This window comes from Paraburkholderia sp. 35.1, assembly GCF_050436525.1.
Taxonomy (GTDB): Bacteria; Pseudomonadota; Gammaproteobacteria; order Burkholderiales; family Burkholderiaceae; genus Paraburkholderia; species Paraburkholderia tuberum.
Genome location: NZ_JBNDMJ010000003.1, coordinates 1,522,677 through 1,545,069, shown reverse-complemented (window position 1 = coordinate 1,545,069; position 22,393 = coordinate 1,522,677). Strand labels below are relative to the sequence as shown.

Below are 22,393 nucleotides of genomic sequence, written 5' to 3'. Positions count from 1 at the left end.
TGCGGTTTCGCTGCAGTAACACGGTGCAACCGTTAAACTACGCGCCGCGCGTCGGTTGCACCTATTCCGCATCTGGACGCGCTTACATGCGCGTCACCCCGTCCCCACCGCCACAAGCGATGTCACGCGGTGCCGACATGGTTCTGATTTAGGAGAAGACTTGAAAAGTTCTATACAACGGAACATCGGGCCATTCGCGCTGATGCTGACCGGTCTGGGCTCGATCATCGGTTCGGGTTGGCTGTTCGGCGCGTGGAAGGCTGCAAAAATTGCCGGTCCGGCTGCGATTTGCGCATGGATCATCGGTGCGGTCGTGATTCTCGCGATTGCCCTGACCTACGCGGAACTTGGCGCGATGTTTCCGGAATCTGGCGGGATGGTGCGCTATGCGCGCTACTCGCACGGCGCGCTGGTCGGTTTCATCAGCGCGTGGGCCAACTGGATCGCGATCGTGTCGGTGATCCCGATCGAGGCCGAAGCATCGATCCAATATATGAGTACCTGGCCCTATCCTTGGGCGCATGCGCTGTTCGTCGACGGGTCGTTGACGACCAACGGCCTGCTGTTGTCCGCCGGGCTCGTCATCATCTATTTCCTGCTCAACTACTGGGGCGTCAAGCTGTTCGCGCGCGCCAACTCGGCGATCACGATCTTCAAGTTCCTGATCCCGGGCGCAACGATCGTCGGCCTGATGATGACAGGCGTCCACACCGAGAACTTTGGTCAGACGACCACGTTCGCGCCGTACGGCTGGTCGGCGGTGCTGACCGCAGTCGCGACGAGCGGCATCGTGTTCGCATTCAACGGTTTCCAGAGCCCGATCAACCTGGCCGGTGAAGCGCGAAATCCGGCCAGGAGCGTGCCGTTCGCGGTGATCGGCTCGATCCTGCTCGCGCTCGTGATCTACGTGTTGCTGCAGATCGCATACATCGGCGCCGTGAATCCGGCCGACGTGATGAAGGGCTGGAGCCACTTCAGCTTTGCTTCGCCGTTCGCGGAACTGGCGATTGCGCTGAACCTGAACTGGCTGGCGATCCTGCTGTACGTCGACGCGTTCGTGAGCCCGAGCGGCACCGGTACGACCTACATGGCAACCACCTCGCGCATGATCTACGCGATGGAGCGCAACAACACGATGCCGAAGATGTTCGGTAACGTGCACCCGTTCTATGGCGTTCCGCGCAACGCGATGTGGTTCAACCTGCTCGTCTCGTTCATCTTCCTGTTCTTCTTCCGCGGCTGGAGTTCGCTCGCGGCGGTGATTTCGGTCGCGACCGTGATCTCGTACCTGACCGGCCCGATCAGCCTGATGGCACTGCGCCGCGCGGCAACCGATCTCGAGCGCCCGCTGCACATCGCCGGCATGAAGGTGATCGCGCCGTTCGCGTTCGTCTGCGCGTCGCTGATCCTGTACTGGGCGAGGTGGCCGCTGACCGGCGAAATCATTCTGCTGATGGTCGTCGCGCTGCCGGTGTATTTCTACTTTCAGGCGAAGTCGGGCTTCGAGGGCTGGGGCCGTGACCTGAAGGCTGCCTGGTGGCTGGTCGCGTATCTGCCGATCATGGCGATCCTGTCGCTGATCGGCAGCAAGGAGTTTGGCGGCTTCGGCATTCTGCCGTACGGCTGGGACATGCTCGTCGTGATCGCCTTCTCGTTGGTGTTCTACTTCTGGGGCGTGAACAGCGGCTATCGTTCGGAGTATCTGGACGAGCAGCTCGTGCACGACGAAGTGCTCGAAGTTATCGGCGCGCATTGAGCGCCGGTCGAAACCGAAGATCCGCTCGACGCGGGTCTTTCGGGGCCGATAAAAAGCCCGCCCGATCGATGATCAGGCGGGCTTTTTGTTGACCTTTGTGCGCGACCCCGAGCCGGATCAGGCGGTCCCGAACACGTAGTTCGTCATCGCGAGCGAGCGTTGGTAGGTGCCGAGCGACTGGATCGCGAGCGAATACTCGTCGTCGGCGGCACCGAGCGCGGCGAATACCGGCAACAGATGCTCGTCGGTCGGATGCATCAACACCGCGTGCGGCGCCTGGCGGCGATAGTCGAGCAGCGCGTCGGTATCGCGCGCGACGAGCTTGTCCTCGAACCAGTCGGTGAATTCGGCCACGCGCGGATCGGCGTCTTCCGGGCGCGCGGAGAAATCGGCGGCGCGCAGGTTATGGGTGATCTGGCCGGAGCCGATCACCATCACGCCTTCGTCTTTTAGCGCGCGCAGCGCGCGGCCGACGCGGAAATGATGCGCGGCGTCCTTGTGCGGTTGGATCGACAGTTGCGCGATCGGCACGTCCGCTCGCGGAAACATCAGCAGCATCGGCACCCATGCGCCGTGGTCGAGTCCGTGCGGCTGCACGTCCGCGACGATGCCGCTCGCGCCGAGCAGCGCGGCGGCGCTACGTGCGATGTCGGGCGCGCCCGGCGCCGGATATTGGATTTCGTAGAGCTGGCGCGGAAAACCATAGAAATCGTGGATGGTTTCAGGCGCCATCGCGATGCTCGCGAGTGGCTGCGCGGTGCCCCAGTGCGCCGACAACATCAGGATTGCCTCGGGACGCGGCAGTTGCGTGGCGAGCGCGCCGAACTCGGCGGACGGCATCGACGGATCGATCGGCAACGTGGGTGCGCCGTGAGACAGGAAAAGCGAAGGTAAGCGGTTCATGACAGCAACGCGGCCGTGTAAGCACGGCACGGAGAAATTGGGTTGCTACCAATATAGGTCCGCACGCCAGCTTGATAAATGGGTTCGGTGGGAATTGATTGCGTCGCGGCCGTTGTTAATCCGCGTTGACGCGGTTAATCCTGCGCGCCCCGCAATCCTTCCCACGCCGGCGACAACGCCGGCCCCAGCGCAAACAGATCGAGCACGCGTGCGACAGTGTGGTCGACCATCTCGTCGATCGAAGCAGGCCGGTTATAGAACGCGGGCAGCGGCGGGAAGATCACTCCGCCCATTTCGGTGACGGCCGTCATATTGCGCAGATGCGCGAGATTGAACGGCGTTTCGCGCACCAGCAGCACGAGACGGCGACGCTCCTTCAGTGTGACGTCGGCGGCGCGGGTGATCAGGTTGTCGGCGAAACCGTGCGCGATGCTCGCGAGTGTTTTCATCGAGCAGGGCGCGACGATCATGCCGTCGGTCGCGAACGAGCCGGACGCGATGCTCGCGCCGACATCGCGCACCGAATGGACGACATCCGCGAGCGGATGCACGTCTTCCTTGCCCAACTCGAGTTCATGCTGGATGTTGAGCCAACCCGCGCTCGAAATCAGCAGGTGGCTCTCGACGCCGCCGAGCCGCCGCAGCGTCTCGAGCAGCCGGATGCCGTAGATCGCGCCGGAGGCGCCGGTGATCGCGACGATCAGCCGGCGAGGCACCGCGGTGCGTGCTTGCTGCATGGCTTGCGGCGCCTGACGAAGCGAACGAAGCGTAGAACGCTCAGGCCGCGGCGAACAGCTGCTGCAGTTCGCCCGATTCGTACATCTCCATCATGATGTCCGAGCCGCCGATGAATTCCCCCTTCACGTAAAGCTGCGGAATGGTCGGCCAGTTCGAGAACACCTTGATGCCCTGACGGATTTCGTCGTCTTCGAGCACGTTGACGGTCTTGATTTCACCGGCACCGCACGCCTTCAGGATCTGGATGGCGCGGCCGGAAAAACCGCACATCGGGAACTGGGCCGTGCCCTTCATGAAGAGAACGACGTTGTTGCCGTCGACGATTTGCTTGATGCGTTGTTGCGTATCCATGACTGACCTTGCGGTTCCGATAAAGGATGGGAATAGGCTGAAATGATAGCGGATTTCGCTACCGGCGGCCGCAGCCACGTCGCGCCTGGGGTTTTAGCCTCGGCGACCGCGCTCAGGCCGCAGCGGCGCGCAGCACGCCGCCGCTGATCCGCTCGATGTCGGCGAGATCGCGCGCCGAGCGGACCTCGGCAAAACCGCGTTCGCTCAACAATGCGCGCACGGCTTCGGCCTGGTCGTAGCCATGTTCGATCCAAAGCGTGCCGTCGGCGGCGAGACGCTCGGGGGCGCCGGCGACGATCGTGCGGATCGCGCTGAGGCCGTCGGCCTCGTCGGTGAGCGCGCCGCGCGGCTCGAAGCGCAGATCGCCCTCACGCAGATGCGGGTCGCCGCTCGCGATATACGGCGGATTGCTGACGATCGCATCGAAGCGCAACGCGGCGTCGAGCGAGCCGTACCAGTCGCTGGGAAGGAAAACGACGGCGCCCCCCGGGCGTTTCACGTCGAGCAGGCGCGCGCCGTTGCGCGCGGCGACGGCGAGCGCGTCGGCCGAGCGGTCGAGCGCCCAGACCTGCGCGTCGGGCCGCATCGACGCGATCGCCACCGCGATTGCGCCGGTCCCGGTGCCGAGATCGAGCACACGTGGGCGCGGCCGAGGTTCGATCGCCGCGAGCGCGGTCTCCACCAGCAGCTCGGTCTCAGGACGCGGAATCAGAACATGCGGCGTCACTTCGAATTCGAGCCCGAAGAACTCGCGCGCACCGACGAGCTGCGCGACCGGCTCGCCGGCCATGCGCCGCGCCTCGAGCGTGCGATAACGCTCGACGCTTGCGCGTTCGAGCGGCTCCTCGCCGCGCGTGATCAGCTGCGTGCGCCGCCAACCGAGCACATGCGTGAGCAGAATCCGCGCTTCGAGCGGCGGCAGCGGCGATGCGCGCATTAGCGCCTCGGCCGTGGCGGGCAGAGCGGTGGGGTCGAGCGGAGCCGGGGAGGCGTCGGTCATTGTCGGGGCGTTAGTCCGCGTCGCCGAGCGAAGCCAGCAGTTCGGCCTGATGCTCGCTGACGAGCGCCGCGATCAGTTCTTCGAGATCGCCGTCCATGATCGCGTCGAGGCGATACAGCGTCAGGTTGATGCGGTGATCGGTGAGGCGCCCCTGCGGGAAGTTGTACGTGCGGATGCGCTCCGAACGGTCGCCCGAGCCGATCAGGTTCTTGCGCGTCGCCGCTTCCTTCGCCTGCTGCTCGTGCGCCTGCTTGTCCTTGATGCGCGCGGCGAGCACCTTCAGCGCGCGATCCTTGTTCTTGTGCTGCGAGCGGTCGTCCTGACATTCGACGACGATGCCCGTCGGCAAGTGCGTGACGCGCACCGCCGAGTCGGTCTTGTTGATGTGCTGGCCGCCCGCGCCCGACGCGCGGAACGTGTCGATACGCAGATCGGCCGAATTGATCTCGACTTCGCCGATCTCGTCCGCTTCCGGCATCACCGCGACCGTGCACGCCGAGGTATGGATGCGGCCCTGCGTTTCGGTGGCCGGCACGCGCTGCACGCGATGCCCGCCCGACTCGAACTTCAGCTTCGAATACGCGGCATCGCCGGCAATTCGCACGATCACTTCGCGATAGCCCCCGAGGTCCGATTCGCTCGCCGACATCATCTCGACCTGCCAGCGGTTGCGCTCGGCATAGCGCAGATACATGCGCAGCAGATCGCCCGCGAACAGTGCGGATTCGTCGCCGCCGGTGCCCGCGCGGATTTCGAGGAAAATGTTGCGCTCGTCGTTCGGGTCTTTCGGCAGCAGCATTTTCTGCAGTTCGACGCCGAGCGTCTCCATACGATCGCGTGCTGCGCGGATTTCCTCTTCGGCGAAATCGCGCATCGACGCGTCGGCGAGCAGGTCCTGCGCGGTGGCGGCGTCGTTTTGCGCCTGGCGCCACAGCCCGTAATGCTCGACGACCGGGTCGAGCTCCGCGTGTTCGCGCGTCAGCTTGCGGTACTGGTCGAGGTTGGCGGTGATGTCCTCGCGGCTCAACAGGTCGTTCAGTTCGGCCAGCCGGGTGGTCAGCTGGTCGAGCTTGCGTTGCATGCTCGTTTTCATCGGGCGGGTAGCGGAGCGGACTCCGGAATGGATGCGGCCAGGGGAACGGGCGAATGCCCGGGGCGGAAGCACTTTGCGAGCCACGGCGGTGGCGCGCGGAGGTGCGGCGAGCACTGCGCCGCTAACGCTCGGTAGAGCCGGGGTGTTTGTAGAAGCCGCTCATCAGCTCGATCAGCTTGTCGCGGTTGTCGGTGCTCGCGCGATTCAGCGCGTGCGTAGGACCATGGATCAGCTTGTTGGTGAGCGATTGCGACAGTGCCTCGAGGACTGCGGCCGGATCGTCGCCGCGCGCGAGCATTTTCTGCGCGCGTTCGACCTCTGCGCGGCGCAGCGTGTCGGCCTGCGTGTGCATGTGGCGGATGACCGGCACGATGCTGCGCGCATCAAGCCACTGCATGAAGTTCTGCACGCGCGTTTCGATGATCGCTTCGGCCTGCGCGACCGCGGCCTGGCGCGACGCATTGCCTTCGCGGACGATCGCACCGAGGTCGTCGACGGTGTACAGGAACACGTCTTCGAGCTGGCCGGCTTCGGGTTCGATGTCACGCGGCACCGCGAGGTCGACCATGAAAATCGGCCGGTGACGGCGCGCCTTGACCGCGCGCTCGACTGCGCCAAGACCGATGATCGGCAACGTGGACGCCGTGCACGACACGATGATGTCGAATTCGTGCATCCGCGCGGGGAGCTCGGAGAGCGGAATGGCGCGGCCGTTGAAGCGCTCGGCGAGCCGCATGCCGCGCTCGGCGGTTCGGTTCGCGACGACGAGTTCCCGCGGATGCTGCGCCGCGAAGTGCGTCGCGCAAAGCTCGATCATTTCGCCAGCACCGATGAACAGCACGCGCTGGTTCGCGATCTTATCGAAAATGCGTTGGGCGAGGCGTACCGCGGCGGCGGCCATCGACACCGACTGCGCGCCGATCTCGGTGGTGCTGCGCACTTCCTTCGCGACGGCGAAGGTGCGCTGGAATAGCTGATTCAGGTAGGTGCCGAGGGCGCCGGCTTCGGAGGCGGTGCGCACCGCCTCCTTCATTTGTCCGACGATCTGCGTTTCGCCGAGCACCATCGAATCGAGCCCTGACGCGACGCGGAACGCATGGCGCACGGCTTCGGACTGCGGCAGCGCATAGACGTGCGGCGCGAGTTCATCGATCGGGAGGTTGTGGTACTTCGACAGCCACTGCACCGAGGCTTCGCGCGCGGCGAGGTCGTCGGTCGCGCAGTACAGTTCGGTGCGGTTGCAGGTGGACAGAATTGCCGCCTCGGGCGCGTTGGGGGCCATGTGGCCCAGCCAGATGCCTTTGAACGTATTCAGAGCGGGCTTTATCTGTTCGAGCGGAAACGCCACGCGTTCGCGCAAGGCGACAGGCGCAGTGTGATGGTTGATTCCGATCGTTAGAAGCTGCATTTGGGGGAGCTATCGTTCAGCCCTATATTATAGCGTTTCCACGATACTCACATTCTGCCCGCCATATATCCCGCATGCGTCAGTTCGCGCCTGTCAGGCTCTCCGGCGGGATCGCGTCGAGCTGGTAACCGTAACCATAGATCGGCGTCAGCGTGTAGCCAAGCTCCGGGCGCAGTTGCAACTTGCTGCGCACGCGCGACGCGTGGGTGTCGATGGTGCGCGAATTTACGTCACGGCGGCGGGCCCACACGGTTTCGAGAATATGCGCGCGCGACACCGGCCGCGCGAGATTGTTGAACAGCACCAGCGCGAGGCGGAATTCCTTCGGCGTCAGGATCACGGTCAGGTCGCGGAATGTCACGGCCAAATTCGCCGCGTCGAACGTATAGCCGCCGATCACGTCGCGTCGACGGTTGGGCGGCCGCCGCAGGCCCGCACGGCGCTGCAGCGCCTCGACACGCGCGAGCATTTCGGGGCCGCGCACTGGCTTGCTGAGACAGTCGTCGGCGCCGGCATGCAGCGCGGCGACGATCTGGCATTCGCGCGGTGCGCTCAGCAGCATCATGACGGGCAGGCCCGGCAGAATGGAGCGCGCGCGCGGGATCACGTCTTCGGCGCAATGGTCGCCGGCCCAACTTTCGGTGATCAACAGGTCGAAAAATTCGTCGGTAGCGCGCTGCAGGAAGGTGGCGCTAGTGGTGAAGTGCTGGCACGCGTGGCCGCCGGCGAAAATGAGCCGGTCAACCAGTTTGGCGTGTTGCAGGTCGGGTTCGATAAGGGCGATGCGCATGGCGCTGCGTCAGCCTGGCAACGGGCGAAGCATGAGGCGTTTTCGTCAGACTTACAACTTGCCTAAGCACACCCCGATCCCTAAACTCAACCGCTATGCGGAAAGCGCCGTGCTGAACTTGTATAGTTGAGGAGGCAAAAATGCTAGCGTTGGCGGCTCCTTTCGCCTATGAGACGAATCCGAAATTGATCTTGCCGTGTTTGAGCGCCCAGTCTGGAGTCGACGCCTGATGGGTTGGCCAGGCATTCTCGTACTCGGCGCGGTGATCGGCCTCGCGGGCTGGTGGTTGCATCCGCAGCGCCGCGCGAGCCGCGCCCGCTGGTGGGCCGCGCTGTTGGCCGGTGTGCTCGGCACGAGCGTCGCGCGGATGGCCGGCAACGTGACAAGTCTCTTCCATGACGGCGACATGCTCGAATGGCCGGTATGCACCGCCGTCGCGCTCGTCGCCGTCGCCGTGACGGTCGGCCTCTTGTCGCGTCAATCAACGCGCCGGTCCATCCGTCGATGAATCCTTGCAGGTAACTCCATGAACGCCCGACTTCCCGAAACCTCCTTCATTCCCGAGCGCCTCGCGAACCTGCGCGCCGCGATGGCGCGCGAGGGCATTGCCGCTTACCTCGTGCCGTCGGCGGATCCGCATCTGTCCGAGTATCTGCCAGGGCGCTGGCAAGGCCGCCAGTGGCTGTCGGGCTTCACCGGCTCGGCCGGCACGCTGATCGTCACCGCCGATTTCGCCGGCGTCTGGACCGACAGCCGCTACTGGGAGCAGGCGAGTGCGGAGCTCGCCGGCAGCGGTGTCGAGCTGATGAAGATGACCGGCGGCCAGCTCACGACGCCGCATTTCGAATGGCTCGCGCAGAACGTCGCGAGCGGCGGCACGGTCGGTGTGGACGGCGCGGTGCTGGGCGTCGCGGCCGCGCGCGCGTTGAGCGCCGCACTGAACGCGCGCGGCGTGCAATTGCGCACCGACCTCGACCTGTTCGACGCGATCTGGGCGCAGCGCCCGGCGCTGCCCGCCGACGCCGTCTTCGAGCACGCCGCGCCGCAAGCGGGCGTCACACGTGCGGACAAGCTTGCGCAGGTGCGTCGCGCGATGGTCGAGAAAGGCGCGCAGTGGCACTTCATCTCGACGCTCGACGACCTCGCCTGGCTGCTGAATCTGCGCGGCGCCGACGTCAGCTACAACCCGGTGTTCGTCGCGCACGCGCTGATCGGCGTGGATCGGGTGTCGCTATTTATCGCCGACGGCAAGGTGTCGCCGGCGCTCGCCGAAGTGCTCGGGCGCGACGGCATCAGCGTCGAGCCGTACGCGAAAACCGCCGCCGCGCTTGCTGCGCTGCCAGCCGGCAGCACACTGCTGATCGATCCGCGCCGCATCACGTACGGCTCGCTGCAGGCGGTGCCGTCGTCGGTCAAGGTGGTCGAGGCGGTCAATCCGTCCACTTTCATGAAGTCGTGCAAGACCGCCGCCGATGCCGCGCACGTGCGTGAGACGATGGAGCAGGACGGCGCCGCGCTCGCCGAATTCTTCGCGTGGTTCGAAAGCGCGCTGGGCCGCGAGCGCATCACCGAGCTGACGATCGACGAGCGTCTGACGGCAGCTCGCGCGCGCCGTCCCGGCTTCGTGTCGCTGAGCTTCGCGACGATCGCGGGCTTCAATGCGAACGGCGCGATGCCGCACTATCGCGCGACCGAGGAGTCGCATGCGGTGATCGAAGGCAACGGCCTGCTGCTGATCGATTCGGGCGGCCAGTATCTGAGCGGCACGACCGACATTACACGCGTCGTCCCGGTCGGCACGCCGAGCAGCGAACAGCGCCGCGATTTCACCGTCGTGCTGAAGGGCATGATCGCGCTGTCACGCGCGCAATTCCCGCGCGGCATCCGCTCGCCGATGCTCGACGCGATCGCGCGCGCGCCGATCTGGCAGGCCGGCGCCGACTATGGCCACGGCACCGGTCACGGGGTCGGCTACTTCCTGAACGTGCACGAAGGCCCGCAGGTGATCTCGCACTACGCACCGGCCGAACCGTGGACCGCGATGGAGGAGGGCATGATCACGTCGAACGAGCCGGGTCTGTATCGGTCGGGCAAGTGGGGCGTGCGAATCGAAAACCTCGTGCTGAACGTGGCCGCGGAAAAAACCGAATTCGGCGACTTCCTGAAGTTCGAAACGCTGACGCTGTGCCCGATCGACGCGCGCTGCATCGAGCTGTCGCTGCTGCGCGACGACGAGCGCGCGTGGCTCAACGCGTATCACGAGACGGTGCGCGCGCGACTCGCGCCGCATGTATCGGGCGACGCGAAAGCGTGGCTGGAACTGCGCACGCAACCCATCTGAGCATAGCGACGACCTTCCAAAGGAGCGTGGTGCATGGCGATCAAGGCAGTGGTGTTCGATTTCGGCGGTGTGCTGATCGACTGGAGTCCCGAGTACCTGTACCGCGAGCTGATTCCCGACGAACTCGAGCGCCGCTGGTTCCTCACGCACGTCTGCTCGATGGACTGGGTGATCCGCCAGGATGGCGGCCAGCCGATCGTCGAAGCCACCGACGAGCTGATCGCGCGGTTTCCCGATCACGAACCGCTGATCCGCGCGTTCTATGAGCGCTGGCACCAGATGGTGGCGGGTGTGCTCGACGACGGCATCGCGCTGATGGAAAAGCTCGAAGCGGCCGAGGTGCCGCTCTTCGGGCTGACCAACTGGTCGGCCGAGACGTTTCCGTACGCGTGGGAGCATTATCCGGTGCTGCGGCGGTTTCGCGACGTCGTCGTGTCGGGGCGCGTGAAGCTCGTGAAGCCCGACCCGGCGATCTTCGCGGAGATGCGCCGGCGCATCGAACTGCAAATGCCCGGTGTCGAGCCGGCCGAACTCGTCTTCATCGACGACAACGCGAAGAACGCCGAAGCCGCGAAGGCGCTCGGCTGGCACGGCGTGCATCACACGAGCGCCGCGCAAACGGAAGCCAAGCTGCGCGAGTTGGGCTTGCCGGTATGAGCTGACCGCCGCCGCTACTGCCCCAGCAGATTCTTCAGCGCATTGCCGAGACCCTTGACGGTCTCGCCCGCACCCTTCGCGACGCCTTCGACGCTGACCCCGAGCGCCTGCGCAAACCCCGCGCCGATGCGCGCGAGGATCCCTTCGCGCACCGAGAACTTCGGATCGCGCAGATCGCCGTCGAGCACGAAATGCAGCGTGATATTGCCGTTATGCGTCTTCAGCGCCGCGACGGCGGCGCGGGTCGGAATCGACATGAACGTCTCGAGCGGATTGTCGGATTCGGCGAGCTGCAGATTGTGGACTGTCACCGTGCCGGGCGCATGGAGATGATAATTCCGCACCGTCGATTCGATCGTCAGATCGACGGTGCCGCCCGTCACCTGTGCGCGCGTGCCGGCCTTCTTCAGCAGATACGGATCGAGCATCGCAATATCGACGCCGTGCAGCGTGCTCGTCGTCTGCGAATCGCGGCTGGCGATTTTGATCCAGCCGTCGAACGTCACGGTGCCCGTATGCGCCGGCCCCTTCATCGCGCCGCGAACGCTGACATGGGTCGGTTCGGTAAGCGCCGGCAGATGCAGATGGTCGACGCTCGCGTTCGCGTTGCTGAGCGTGACCTTGAACGGCGGCGGCCCGACAGTCATGTCGTAGAAATGGAAGTTGCCGTGTTCGAAGCGGATATGGTCGACCAGCTTTTCGCGCGGGATCGGCGGCGCCGTGCCGGCGTTGCCCGGCTGATCGCCGCGGTTCAGCGATTCGCGCAGGTTCGGCAGGAGATTCAGCGAGCCGTCCTTCGTGCGTAACACGGCCATGTCGAAGCCGCGCACGACGACCTCGCGTATATGCATGCGCCGCGCGATCAGATCGCGCACGTCGGGGGTGATCGTGATTTCGTCGGCGCGTAGCGGTTCACCCGCTGGCCAGTCAGGCGGCGCTTTTAGCACGACGTGGGTGAGGTGTACCGAGGTGAGGCCGACGTCGATACTGTCGGCGCTGCCGAGCGGCCCGAGCGCCGCGCTGACGCGATTCTTGACTTCCTGTTGCGCGAATTGCATCGCGCCGATCGCGATCAGAACCAACGCCAAAAGCGTTCCGCCCACGATGACGATCCAGCGCCTGCCCTTCGACATCGCCATGCCTGTCTCCTCGTTGCCGCGTCGCGCGGCGCTGTGTTGACCGTCTGTCGCGTGCGCGAGACTTTCACGCGCGCCTCCGTCTAGCGACGATTAGCAACGCGCATGCCCCGCGGCCCGTCCGGCATCGCGCCAGACGGACCGTCGCCCGCCCGCTTCTTAACGCGAGATCGGCTTGTAGCGCAGGCGCTTCGGCCGCGCGCCTTCCTCGCCGAGACGCGCGCGCTTGTCCGCTTCGTATTCCTGGTAGTTGCCGTCGAAGAACGTGACTTGCGAGTCGCCTTCGAACGCGAGGATATGCGTCGCGATGCGATCGAGGAACCAGCGATCGTGCGAAATCACGAGCACCGAGCCCGCGAATTCGAGCAGCGCGTCTTCGAGCGCGCGCAGCGTTTCGACGTCGAGGTCGTTCGACGGTTCGTCGAGCAGCAGTACGTTGCCGCCCGCGATCAGCGTCTTCGCCAGATGCAGACGACCGCGCTCGCCGCCGGACAGATTGCCGACGATCTTCTGCTGGTCGCCGCCCTTGAAATTGAAGCGGCCGATATACGCGCGCGATGGTGTTTCGTACCTGCCGACCGTCAGCACGTCCGCGCCGCCCGAGATTTCCTCGAACACGGTCTTGGTGCCTGCGAGCGCTTCGCGGCTCTGGTCCACGTACGCGAGCTTGACGGTCGGACCCTGCACGATTTCGCCCGAATCCGGTTGCTCGCGGCCGGTCAGCATACGGAACAGCGTCGATTTGCCGGCGCCGTTCGGACCGATGATGCCGACGATCGCGCCGGCCGGGATCTTGAAGCTGACGTTATCGAGCAGCAGCCGGTCGCCGTACGACTTGGTGACGTTCTTGAACTCGATCACTTCATTGCCGAGGCGGTCGCCGACCGGAATGAAGATTTCCTGCGTTTCGTTGCGCTTCTGGTAGTCCTGGCTGTTCAGCTCCTCGAAGCGCGCGATACGCGCCTTCGACTTCGCCTGGCGGCCCTTCGGGTTCTGGCGCACCCACTCAAGTTCTTTCTTGATCGCCTTCTGGCGCGCGGACTCCGACGCTTCTTCCTGCTTCAGACGCTCTTCCTTCTGATCGAGCCAGCTGCTGTAGTTGCCCTTCCACGGAATGCCGTGACCGCGGTCGAGTTCGAGAATCCACTCGGCGGCGTTGTCGAGGAAGTAGCGATCGTGGGTGACGGCGACCACGGTACCCGGGAAGCGCGTCAGGAACTGCTCGAGCCATTCGACCGATTCCGCGTCGAGGTGGTTGGTCGGCTCGTCGAGCAGCAGCATGTCGGGCTTTTGCAGCAGCAGCTTGCACAGCGCGACGCGGCGCTTTTCGCCGCCCGACAGATGCTCGATCTTCGCGTCCCATGCCGGCAGGCGCAGTGCGTCGGCGGCGATTTCGATCTGCTGCTCGGCGCTGCCGTCGGTCGTTGCGAGGATCGCTTCGTACTTCGCCTGCTCGGCGGCCAGCGCGTCGAAGTCGGCGTCCGGCTCCGCGTAGGCCGCGTAGATTTCGTCGAGCTTCTTCTGCGCGTTGAACACGTCGCCGAGGCCTTCCTCGACCGCTTCACGCACGGTTTTCTGCGGATCGAGTTGCGGCTCCTGCGGCAGATAGCCGATGTTCAGGTTCGGCATCGGTGTCGCTTCGCCTTCGATCTCCGTGTCCACACCGGCCATGATGCGGATCAGGGTCGACTTGCCCGAGCCGTTCAGGCCGAGCAGGCCGATCTTCGCGCCGGGGAAGAACGATAGCGAAATGTCTTTCAGGATCTGGCGCTTGGGCGGCACGATTTTGCCGACCCGGTTCATGGTGAAAACGTATTGGGCCATTAGCTTGCAGTAGACGTTGACGACGCCGGCCGCGTGCGGGCGGGCAGTCGGGGGTGAATGGGTAATCGGTGTGAGGGCCGGGCGGAACACCCGGCGCCGGCCGGCGCGGCGTCGGATTCGACGACGCTGCCGCGCGCGGCATGTGGTTCAGGTGGCATTGTACTTCGCGGCGAGGGCCGGGCGGCAGGGGGTTCCGGCGGCGGGCCGCCGTCGCGGCGCGCCGCGGGCGTCTCAGTTCGCGCGCCGTCCAGTCGCCGGATCGAAGAAGTGCAGATGCTGCGCGGGCAGCACGACCTGCAGCGCCTCGCCGGCCGCGGGACGATGCGCGTGCGGCAGCCGCGCGGTCACATCGTGCTTGCCCCAGCGGCCGTGCGCGAGATTGTCCGCGCCGAGAATTTCGCAAGAATCGACGCTCAGTGTCGCGAACGGTGCGTTGGCCGTGCCCGGGCTCAGATGCTCGGGGCGAATGCCGAGCGTCCACTCGCGGCCTGTCGCGACTTCGCGGCCGATCGACGGCACGCCCGCGAGCGGCAGCTTCGGGCCGTTGCCCGCAACGTCGAAGGTCGAGCCGTCGTCCGCGACACGGCCTTCGAGCAGGTTCATCCCCGGCGAGCCGATGAAGCTCGCGACGAACACCGTGGCCGGCCGCTCGTAGACTTCGGTCGGCGCGCCGATCTGCTCGGCGTGGCCCTGGTTCATCACGATCACGCGCTGCGCCAGCGTCATCGCTTCGATCTGATCGTGCGTGACGTACAGACTCGTGGTCTTGAGGCGCGCATGCAGGCGCTGGATTTCGAGGCGCATCTGCACGCGCAGACGCGCGTCGAGATTCGACAGCGGCTCGTCGAACAGAAACACCGCCGGCTCGCGCACGATCGCGCGGCCCATCGCGACGCGCTGCCGCTGCCCGCCCGACAACTCGCGCGGCTTGCGCTGCAGCAGCGCGCCGAGCTCGAGAATCTGCGCGGCGGCTTCGACGCGTTTCGCGATCTGCGCACGATCGACGCCCGCGATCTTCAGCGCGTAACCCATGTTCTCGGCCACGCTCATATGCGGATACAGCGCGTAGTTCTGGAACACCATCGCGATGTTGCGATCCTTCGGCTCCAGTTCGTTGACGACCTTGCCGGCGATCGAAATGCTGCCGTCGGAGATGCGCTCGAGCCCGGCGACCATTCGCAGCAAGGTCGATTTGCCGCAGCCGGACGGCCCGACCATGACGACGAATTCGCCGTCGGCGACGTCGACGTCGATGCCGTGCAACACGAACTGTTTGCCGTCGTAGGTTTTCTTAACGCTTTGCAGAGTCAGTGCAGCCATGCCGTTCTAGCCTTTGATTTTGAGTGCTTGTCGCAGTCCGCCATACCGGATCATTTTTCCGAATCCACGAGGCCGCGCACGAACCAGCGCTGCATAGTCAGCACGACGGCGAGCGGGGGCAGCATCGCGAGCAGCGTGGCCGTCATCACCAGATGCCATTCGGTCGCGGTATCGCCCGAGGCGATCATTCCCTTGATGCCGATCACCGCGGTGATCAGCGACTGCTGGCTGGTGATCAGGATCGGCCACAGATACTGGTTCCAGCCGTAGATGAACGTGATCACGAAGAGCGCCGCCATCGTGGTCCGCGACAGCGGCAGCACGACGTCCCAGAAGAAGCGCAGCGCGCCCGCGCCGTCGATGCGCGCGGCTTCCATCAGCTCGTCCGGCAGCGTCTTGAAGAACTGGCGGAACAGGAACGTCGCGGTCGCCGACGCGATCAGCGGCAGCGTCAAACCGGTGTACGTATTGCTCAGATGCATCGACGACACCACCTGCACGGTCGGGAAAATCCGCACTTCGACCGGCAGCATCAGCGTGATGAAGATCAGCCAGAACGCGAGCGTGCGAAACGGAAAGCGGAAGTAGACGATCGCGTACGCGGAGATCATCGACACGGCGATCTTGCCGATCGCGATGACGAGCGCCATCACGAGGCTGTTGACCAGCATGCGATTGAACGGCGCCGCGGCGTTGCCGGTGCCCTGCGTCCAGATCGTGACGATGTTCTCGAACAGATGCGTGCTCGGCACGAGCGACAGCGGCACCGTGAACACCTCGTGCTCGCTCATCGTCGCCGCGCAGAACGCGACGTACACCGGAAACACCACCAGCGCGACGCCGATGATCAGCACCGCGTGACAGAACAGGTCGAAACCGCGTCGGTTCTCGATCATGAGTATTGAACCCTGCGTTCGATGAAGCGGAATTGCACGACGGTCAGCGCCACGACGATGATCATCAGCACGACCGACTGCGCGCCCGAGCTGCCGATGTCGAGCCCCTGGAAGCCTTCGGCGAAAATCTTGTAGATCAGCGTGCGGGTGGCCTGGCCTGGGCCGCCTCCGGTCGCCGCGTCGATCACGGGAAAGGTGTCGAAGAACGCGTAGGTGATGTTGATCACCAGCAGAAAGAACGTGGTCGGCGACAGCAGCGGCAGCGCGATGCCGAAGAAGCGGCGCACCGGACCGGCGCCGTCGATCGCGGCCGCTTCGATCAGCGAGCGCGGAATCGCCTGCAGGCCCGCATAGAAGAACAGGAAGTTATAGCTGATCTGCTGCCAGACCGACGCGAGCACGACGAGGAACATCGCCTGACCGGGGTTCAGCGCGTGATTCCACACGATGCCGTGTTTCGCGAGCGCATACGTGACGAGGCCGATGCTCGGGTTGAACAGGAACGACCACAGCACCGCGGCGATCGCGGGCGCGACCGCGTACGGCCAGATCAGCAGCGTTTGATAGGCCTTCGCGCCGCGCGTCACGCGATTCGCGCAGACCGCGAGCATCAGCGAGATCACGAGGCCCGACACGGTGACGAGCGTGCAGAACACGATCGTCGTGTTGACCGACGCCAGATAAAGCGGGTCGGCGAACAACTGTTTGAAGTTCGCGAGTCCGACGAACGCGCTCGACGTACCGAACGCGTCCTGGGTTTGCGTCGATTGCCAGAGCGCGACGCCCGCCGGCCAGAGGAAGAACACGAGCGTGATGAGCAGCTGCGGCGCGACGAGCAGGTAGGGCAGCACGCTGGTGCCGAAGTAGGAGCGCTTTTCCATCGGAATGTCCAGAGTGTGCTGCAACGACGGGTTCCCGCGCGGGAGCGCCGGAACCCTGCCTGCAGGCGATGCTTAGTTGCTGGCCTTTTCGAAGCGGCGCAGCAGGTCGTCGCCGCGCGCGACGGACGAGTCGAGCGCCTGTTGCGGCGTCTTCTTGTCCGCCCACACCTGTTCGAGTTCTTCGTCGATCACGGTGCGGATCTGCGGCATGTTGCCCAGACGCAGACCCTTCGTGAACGGCAGCGGCGGCTTGTTCAGCATCTGGCGGATCGCGGTGTCGCTGCCGGGGTTCTTGTCGTAGAAGCCCTGCTGGCGCGTCAGGTCATACGCGGCGGTCGTGATCGGCAGATAGCCGGTGTCCTGATGCCACTTCGCGGCGACTGGCGCCGTGGCCAGATAGGCGAGGAACTTCGCGACGCCCTTGTAGACGGCCGGGTCCTTGCCCGACAGCACCCACAGGCTCGCCCCGCCGATGATCGCGTTCTGCGGCGCGCCCTTCGCGCTGTCGTCGTACGGCATCATGCCGGTGCCGAAGTTGAACTTCGCGTATTTCTTGATCGTCGCGAGCGAGCCTGACGAGTTCGTGATGATGCCGCAGTCGCCGCTATAGAACTTCGACACCGGTTCGTCCTTGCGGCCGACATAGGTGAACGTGCCGTCCTTCGCCATGTTCTGCAGGAACTGGATGTGCGCGACCTGCAGCGGCTTGTTGAATTCGAGCTGCGCGTCCATGCCGTCGAAGCCGTTGTTACGCGACGCGAACGGCGCCGCATGCCACGCGCTGTAGTTCTCGAGCTGAATCCAGCTTTGCCAGCCCGACGAGTAGCCGCACGACATGCCCGAGGCCTTCAGCTTCTGCGCATCGGTGTGCAACTCGGCCCAGGTCTTCGGCGGCTGGTTGGGATCGAGGCCAGCCTTCTTGAACGCATCCTTGTTGTAGTACAGCACCGGGGTCGAGCTGTTGAACGGCATCGAGATCAGTTCGCCGGTTTTCGAGTCGCTGTAATAGCTCGCGATGGTCGGCACGAAGGCTTTCTGATCGAGCGGCAGGCCCGCGTCCTTGAATACCTGCGTGACCGGGACGATGGCTTTCTTCGCCTGCATCATCGTCGCGGTGCCGACTTCGTAGACCTGCAGGATGGCCGGCGCATTGCCGCTGCGATAGGCGGCGATGCCGGCGGCGAGGGTCTGGTCGTAGGTGCCCTTGAACACGGGCACGATCTTGTAGTCGTTTTGCGATTTGTTGAAGTCGTTCGCGATGTCGTTCAGACGTTCACCCAGTGCGGCTTCCATGGCGTGCCAGAACTGGATTTCGGTCGCGGCGTGAGCCGCCTGGCTGACGCCGATGCTCAATACAGCGGCGACGGAAAGTGAGCGGAACAGCGGCTTGTAATTCATCGATTTGTCTCCGGTTCGGAAGGGGCGCGGACGCGAATCGCGCGATTCTAGTTGTGTTCGATGACATTCCGGCGTCGGCGCGCCGGAAGCCGAAATTTAGCATTGGCTGTCACGGAAAGGAAATAAACGGGAATCTATTCGGGAAGATCACAGGTGATGCAACTCGGGCCACGGCGCGGGCAAAAGCAATCGCCTCATGCAACACGTCCGATCGGTCGGGCCGATACCTGAAGGTTCGTACACGATTGGGTCGCCAAGGCATTCCCATCATGTCGGAGCTTTCGGCATGCCATTGACGCCTAATCCGGGAACGCACACTTTCGGCAGGGACGCCTTCTTCATGCATGGCGACAGCTAGAGTCATCCGGGTAGCCTGGCCATAGGGGCCGACGGGCGCGGCCGCGGAAGGTTTGGGAATCGCTCTTGCCTATGCGTTGCCGAGAAATCCCGCAGCTTTGCTGAAGGTCGTAGACCCTGTCGAAGGCGACAGTCACATTCTCGCGATATCGCGTGTATGCGGCATTCCGTTTATTGACGATGCGCCGAAAAACTACAAGGCCAAAGCGTTGCACGCTGTTTCGGCGGTCACGACTGCAAATCCGCACATCAAGGCCCGTTGTCTCGACGCGTTGCGGAAGTCGTAGCGCGCAAACAAAAAAGCCCGCAACCCCTGAGGGTTCGCGGGCCTTAATCGCGCAGCGCAGTTTGCGCTGCTTCGCGCTTACACGTTGAACAAAAAGTTCATCACGTCGCCATCATGCACGACGTACTCCTTGCCTTCCGCGCGCATCTTGCCGGCTTCCTTCGCGCCTTGTTCACCCTTGTAGGTGATGTAGTCGTCGAAGCTGATCGTCTGCGCGCGAATGAAGCCGCGCTCGAAGTCGGTGTGGATCGCGCCGGCCGCCTTCGGCGCCGTATCGCCGACGTGGATCGTCCACGCGCGCACTTCCTTCACGCCGGCCGTGAAGTAGGTCTGCAGGCCGAGCAGCTTGAAGCCCGCGCGGATCACGCGGTTCAAGCCCGGCTCATGCATGCCCATGTCGGCGAGGAAGACTTCCATGTCGGCTTCGTCGAGGTCGGCGATTTCCGCTTCGACCGCCGCGCACACGGCCACGACCGGCGCGCCTTCAGCAGCCGCGAACTTCGTGATCGCGTCGAGGTGCGGGTTGTTCTCGAAGCCGTTTTCCTTCACGTTGGCGACGTACATCGTGGGCTTGGCGGTGATCAGGCAGAACGGCTTGAGGGTAGCCTTTTCTTCATCGGTCAGATCGAGCGCGCGGACCGGCTTCGCCTGGTCGAGCTGCGCGCGGACCTTCTCCAGCACCGCCGCGTTCTTCGCGGCTTCCTTGTCGTTACCCGACTTGGCCGCCTTGGAATAGCGGGCGAGCGCCTTCTCGACGGTGGCGAGGTCGGCAAGCGCGAGCTCGGTGTTGATCACCTCGATGTCCGACAGCGGATCGATCTTGTTCGCGACGTGAATCACGTTGTCGTCTTCGAAGCAGCGTACGACGTGCGTGATCGCGTCGGTTTCGCGGATGTTCGCGAGGAACTGGTTGCCGAGGCCCTCGCCCTTGCTTGCGCCGGCCACCAGACCGGCGATGTCGACGAACTCGACCACGGCCGGCAGGATGCGCTCCGGCTTGACGATTTCGGCGAGCGCCTTCAGCCGCGCGTCCGGCACCTCGACGATGCCGACGTTCGGCTCGATCGTGCAGAACGGATAGTTTTCGGCGGCGATTCCCGCCTTGGTCAGCGCGTTGAACAGGGTGGACTTGCCGACGTTGGGCAGGCCGACGATGCCGCATTTGAGGCTCATGGAAATCCTTCAGTGAATCAGTAGGTTGCGTGATGCGCTCGACGCTGCGCGCGGATTCGGAAAGCCTTCGCGTAAGGTGGGGCGCGGCAGGCTCAGCGGAGCGGACAAAACACCGAATCGGGGCGTTGGCTCGACGATTGAGTGCGAGTTTTCACGGAAAGCGCAATTGTAACCCGTTCGCCCGCGCGGACCCGCCGGCGCATTGGCCCGAAGCCACTGTAGAATCGTCAGTTCAAAGCCGGCAGAGCTCAATTTCCGGGGGAGCAACGTGGGACTCATCAGATGGGTTGGGATCGGCGTCGTCGCCGCGGTCGTGGTGGGCTCGGTCGCGACATGGGTCGCGCCGAATTTCGACGAAGCGCAGGCCACCACGGACCGGCAGACCATCGATTGTTTGACGACCCGCCTGTCGCACGAAGATCACGCCGACATCGCGCGGTTCGCCGATAAGAACGACTACGACTCGCTGTGGCGCGTGTTCGACCGCGTGTTCCCCGACTGCGCGGTCCGCAGCGATCAGCGCGATCGCAAGGCGGAGCTCGAGGCGGCCGCGTGGCGCAACCTCTCGTCCAATCGCGACTTCATGCGCATGCGCGAGGCGAACGCGGCGCTCGCGGCAAGCGCCGCGACGCATTAGCACGACGCATCGAGGCCGCGCGGCCACCGGCCCGGGACTCAAATGCGCGTGGCCGCCAACGCATGAAGTGCGGGTTGCGCGAGCGGTCGGCATCAGACTCGCACAGTCCCGCCAACAACTTCAGGCTCTGCCCCCAGACACCATGTCCGGCACGAGCCCGCGAGGCCCCGCGCACAGCGCCCAACGGCCGCGCCCGTCGATCCGTCCCCCGTACCCCCCGCGGCTATAATGCGCGCATGAACGCACACCACCAGACCTTTGATGCCGCCGTGATCGGCGGCGGGCTCGTCGGCAAGACCGCGGCGCTCGCGCTCACGCAAGCCGGACTGCGCGTCGCACTGCTCGCGCAGCCTTGCGCGGCGCTGCCCGCCGGTGCCGTCTTCGACTCGCGCGTCTATGCGTTGTCGTCGAGTTCGCAGGCCTTGTTCGAACGGCTGCGGGTCTGGCAGGCGCTCGATCACACACGGCTCGGTCCCGTCTACGACATGCGCGTCTATGGCGACGCGCACGCCGAGCTGCATTTCTCGGCGTTTCAGGCATCGGTGCCGCAGCTTGCGTGGATCGTCGAGTCGTCGGTGATCGAGCGCGCGCTCGATGCCGCGCTGCGCTTCCAGCCGAACCTCACGTGGTTCGACGCGCGCGCGCAGGCGCTCGATTTCTCCGTCGACAACGCGAGCGTCGGCCTCGCGAACGGCAGCGTGCTCGAAGCGGATCTGGTAGTCGGCGCGGACGGCGCGCACTCGTGGGTGCGCGCGCAGATCGGCTCGAAGATGGTGCGCCGCGACTACAGACAGATCGGTGTGGTCGCCAATTTCAAGGCTGCGAAGCCGCACGGCGAAACCGCGTATCAGTGGTTCCGCGACGGCGAGATCATCGCGTTGCTGCCGATGCCGGACGGCCACGTGTCGCTGGTCTGGTCGGCGCGCACCGAACACGCCGAGCAGTTGCTCGCGCTCGATCCCGAGCGGCTCGCCGCCGAAGTCGAGCACGTGAGCGGTGAACAGTTCGGTGCGCTCGACTGCGTGACGCCCGCGCAGGGCTTCGCGCTCGCGTTGCAGACCGTGGACCGGCTCGTCGCCCCGCGGGTCGCGCTGGTCGGCGATGCCGCACATCTGATCCATCCGTTGGCAGGACAGGGCATGAACCTCGGCTTGCGCGACGTCGCCGCGCTCGCGAGCACGATCGGCGGCAAGGAGTCGTTCCGCGATCTCGGCGACATGGTGCTGCTGCGTCGCTACGAACGCGCGCGCCGCGAAGACATTCGCGCGCTGATGATCGCCACCGACGGCCTGCAGAAACTGTTCTCGGTGCCCGGTCCGCTCGCGCGCGCCGTGCGCAATACTGGCATGGCGTTCGTCGGCGCGCAGCCATTCATCAAGCGCTGGCTCGTGTCGGCCGCGCTGGGGTAAACCGCGACGAGGCGTCGGGCGAATAGCCGATGGCCGGTC

At 64.9% G+C, this 22,393-nt stretch carries 20 protein-coding genes; 6 read left to right on the top strand and 14 right to left on the bottom strand.

Features of this window, described 5'->3' with window-relative positions; genetic code table 11:
• The first annotated feature begins 160 nt into the window (after positions 1–160).
• The gene (locus tag OKW27_RS27190; RefSeq protein ID WP_429335379.1) at positions 161–1,756 is read left to right on the top strand and encodes an APC family permease; all 1,596 of its coding nucleotides are present in this window, start codon (positions 161–163) and stop codon (positions 1,754–1,756) included.
• Positions 1,757–1,873: 117 nt separating this feature from the next.
• Here the strand turns inward: OKW27_RS27190 and OKW27_RS27185 are convergent, their stop codons facing one another.
• From OKW27_RS27185 to OKW27_RS27155, 7 genes are all read right to left on the bottom strand, one after another.
• A complete protein-coding gene (locus tag OKW27_RS27185) occupies positions 1,874–2,659 on the bottom strand; it encodes a DODA-type extradiol aromatic ring-opening family dioxygenase (protein WP_429335378.1) in 786 nt (261 codons plus the stop codon).
• A 134-nt stretch (positions 2,660–2,793) separates the two neighbouring features.
• A complete protein-coding gene (locus tag OKW27_RS27180; RefSeq protein ID WP_090802052.1) occupies positions 2,794–3,396 on the bottom strand; it encodes a UbiX family flavin prenyltransferase in 603 nt (200 codons plus the stop codon).
• Between the two features lie 40 nt (positions 3,397–3,436).
• The gene (gene grxD, locus OKW27_RS27175; protein WP_018420101.1) at positions 3,437–3,748 is read right to left on the bottom strand and encodes a Grx4 family monothiol glutaredoxin; all 312 of its coding nucleotides are present in this window, start codon (positions 3,746–3,748) and stop codon (positions 3,437–3,439) included.
• 112 nt (positions 3,749–3,860) lie between these two features.
• Positions 3,861–4,748, bottom strand: coding sequence for a peptide chain release factor N(5)-glutamine methyltransferase (prmC, locus tag OKW27_RS27170; protein WP_429335377.1), 888 nt, complete (start codon positions 4,746–4,748; stop codon positions 3,861–3,863).
• Between the two features lie 10 nt (positions 4,749–4,758).
• Entirely contained in the window at positions 4,759–5,841 is a 1,083-nt protein-coding gene (gene prfA, locus OKW27_RS27165; RefSeq protein ID WP_429335376.1) for a peptide chain release factor 1, read from the bottom strand.
• A 121-nt stretch (positions 5,842–5,962) separates the two neighbouring features.
• On the bottom strand, positions 5,963–7,249 hold the full coding sequence (gene hemA, locus OKW27_RS27160; RefSeq protein WP_429335375.1) for a glutamyl-tRNA reductase: 1,287 nt from the start codon (positions 7,247–7,249) through the stop codon (positions 5,963–5,965).
• 79 nt (positions 7,250–7,328) lie between these two features.
• On the bottom strand, positions 7,329–8,039 hold the full coding sequence (locus OKW27_RS27155) for a response regulator transcription factor (protein ID WP_090802046.1): 711 nt from the start codon (positions 8,037–8,039) through the stop codon (positions 7,329–7,331).
• A gap of 229 nt (positions 8,040–8,268) precedes the next feature.
• Here OKW27_RS27155 and OKW27_RS27150 point away from each other — a divergent pair, with 229 nt between their 5' ends.
• From OKW27_RS27150 to OKW27_RS27140, 3 genes are read left to right on the top strand one after another with little or no spacing between them, the layout of a single operon-like run.
• Positions 8,269–8,547 (top strand): hypothetical protein, encoded by a 279-nt coding sequence (locus OKW27_RS27150; RefSeq protein WP_429335374.1) that lies wholly within the window; start codon positions 8,269–8,271, stop codon positions 8,545–8,547.
• Positions 8,548–8,565: 18 nt separating this feature from the next.
• Positions 8,566–10,380: an aminopeptidase P family protein gene (locus OKW27_RS27145; protein ID WP_429335373.1), complete on the top strand. Its 1,815-nt coding sequence runs from the start codon at positions 8,566–8,568 to the stop codon at positions 10,378–10,380.
• A gap of 33 nt (positions 10,381–10,413) precedes the next feature.
• Positions 10,414–11,037 carry an HAD family hydrolase gene (locus tag OKW27_RS27140; RefSeq protein ID WP_090802041.1) on the top strand — a complete coding sequence of 208 codons (624 nt, stop codon included), beginning with the start codon at positions 10,414–10,416 and terminating at the stop codon, positions 11,035–11,037.
• A gap of 14 nt (positions 11,038–11,051) precedes the next feature.
• Here OKW27_RS27140 and OKW27_RS27135 read toward each other — a convergent pair whose 3' ends face one another.
• The 7 genes from OKW27_RS27135 to ychF form a co-directional block, all read right to left on the bottom strand.
• Positions 11,052–12,176 carry a DUF748 domain-containing protein gene (locus tag OKW27_RS27135; protein ID WP_429335372.1) on the bottom strand — a complete coding sequence of 375 codons (1,125 nt, stop codon included), beginning with the start codon at positions 12,174–12,176 and terminating at the stop codon, positions 11,052–11,054.
• Between the two features lie 156 nt (positions 12,177–12,332).
• Positions 12,333–13,997, bottom strand: coding sequence for an energy-dependent translational throttle protein EttA (gene ettA / locus OKW27_RS27130; protein ID WP_429335371.1), 1,665 nt, complete (start codon positions 13,995–13,997; stop codon positions 12,333–12,335).
• Positions 13,998–14,228: 231 nt separating this feature from the next.
• Positions 14,229–15,317 (bottom strand): sn-glycerol-3-phosphate import ATP-binding protein UgpC, encoded by a 1,089-nt coding sequence (locus tag OKW27_RS27125; RefSeq protein ID WP_184065664.1) that lies wholly within the window; start codon positions 15,315–15,317, stop codon positions 14,229–14,231.
• Positions 15,318–15,367: 50 nt separating this feature from the next.
• The gene (ugpE, locus tag OKW27_RS27120; RefSeq protein WP_090802035.1) at positions 15,368–16,213 is read right to left on the bottom strand and encodes a sn-glycerol-3-phosphate ABC transporter permease UgpE; all 846 of its coding nucleotides are present in this window, start codon (positions 16,211–16,213) and stop codon (positions 15,368–15,370) included.
• The gene (ugpA, locus tag OKW27_RS27115; RefSeq protein WP_429335370.1) at positions 16,210–17,094 is read right to left on the bottom strand and encodes a sn-glycerol-3-phosphate ABC transporter permease UgpA; all 885 of its coding nucleotides are present in this window, start codon (positions 17,092–17,094) and stop codon (positions 16,210–16,212) included. Before ugpA ends, ugpE begins: the two co-directional genes overlap by 4 nt.
• Positions 17,095–17,166: 72 nt before the next feature.
• Positions 17,167–18,492 (bottom strand): sn-glycerol-3-phosphate ABC transporter substrate-binding protein UgpB, encoded by a 1,326-nt coding sequence (gene ugpB / locus OKW27_RS27110; protein WP_429335369.1) that lies wholly within the window; start codon positions 18,490–18,492, stop codon positions 17,167–17,169.
• A gap of 721 nt (positions 18,493–19,213) precedes the next feature.
• Positions 19,214–20,308 carry a redox-regulated ATPase YchF gene (gene ychF, locus OKW27_RS27105; RefSeq protein ID WP_184009123.1) on the bottom strand — a complete coding sequence of 365 codons (1,095 nt, stop codon included), beginning with the start codon at positions 20,306–20,308 and terminating at the stop codon, positions 19,214–19,216.
• A 268-nt stretch (positions 20,309–20,576) separates the two neighbouring features.
• On the opposite strand from ychF, the gene OKW27_RS27100 reads away from it, so the two are divergent.
• The gene (locus tag OKW27_RS27100; protein ID WP_244144941.1) at positions 20,577–20,945 is read left to right on the top strand and encodes a hypothetical protein; all 369 of its coding nucleotides are present in this window, start codon (positions 20,577–20,579) and stop codon (positions 20,943–20,945) included.
• A 236-nt stretch (positions 20,946–21,181) separates the two neighbouring features.
• Positions 21,182–22,354: a UbiH/UbiF family hydroxylase gene (locus tag OKW27_RS27095; RefSeq protein WP_429335368.1), complete on the top strand. Its 1,173-nt coding sequence runs from the start codon at positions 21,182–21,184 to the stop codon at positions 22,352–22,354.
• Positions 22,355–22,393: the final 39 nt, after the last annotated feature.